Source organism: Mycobacterium helveticum, assembly GCF_007714205.1.
GTDB classification, from domain to species: domain Bacteria; phylum Actinomycetota; class Actinomycetes; order Mycobacteriales; family Mycobacteriaceae; genus Mycobacterium; species Mycobacterium helveticum.
Window position 1 is genome coordinate 1 of sequence record NZ_VMQU01000309.1, and the last position, 934, is coordinate 934.

Annotated in this window: 1 protein-coding gene; it reads right to left on the bottom strand. The window is 65.6% G+C overall.

Features of this window, described 5'->3' with window-relative positions; translation table 11 throughout:
• On the bottom strand, nt 1–926 hold a 926-nt coding region (gene trxB / locus FPZ47_RS27650), incomplete at its 3' end, for a thioredoxin-disulfide reductase (protein WP_144957491.1).
• Nucleotides 927–934: the final 8 nt, after the last annotated feature.

The window sequence follows — 934 nt, forward strand, 5'->3', positions numbered from 1 at the left end:
TGCTCGGCCAGCCAGCGTTCGGCGTCGATGGCCGCCGCACAACCGCTGCCGGCAGCGGTGACGGCCTGACGGTAGGTGCGGTCCACCAGATCCCCGGCGGCGAACACCCCCTCGACCGAGGTGCTCGTGGAACGGCCCTGCACCAGCACATACCCCTCCGAGTCGACCTCAACCACCTCACGCACCAACTCCGAGCGCGGATCATGCCCGATCGCCACGAACATCGCCGTCACCGGCAACCTCGACTCGGTGCCGCTGACCACATCACGCACCCGCAACCCGGCCATCGTGCCCTCACCCTCGACCGCCTCCACGGTGTGATTGGTCAAAAACCGGATCTTGTCGTTGGCCCGCGCCCGGTCCAACATGATCCGCGACGCCCGAAACTCCTCACGCCGATGCACCAACGTCACACTGCGCGCGAACTTGGTCAAAAACGTGGCCTCCTCCATCGCCGAGTCCCCACCCCCGACGACCGCGATGTCCTGATCCTTGAAGAAAAACCCGTCACAGGTCGCACACACACTCACACCCCGACCCAGCAACTTCTGCTCACCGGGCACCCCCAAATACCGCGCCGCAGCACCCATCGCCAAAATCACCGCCCGCGCCCGATGCCGCACCCCTTCGGCGGTCACCGTCTTGACCGGCCCCTGCAACGACACCGACTCGACGTCCTCCGTCCGCAGATCCGCCCCGAACCGCAACGCCTGCTCACGCATCTCGTCCATCAACGCCGGGCCCATGATCCCCTCACGAAACCCCGGATAGTTCTCCACCTCGGTCGTCGTCATCAACGCCCCACCAAAAGACGTCCCCTCAAACACCAGCGGCGCCAACTCCGCCCGCGCGGTATACAGCGCCGCGGTATACCCCGCGGGACCCGAACCAATGACGATCACGTCGTGAACAGTGTCGGCGCTCATACGAACCT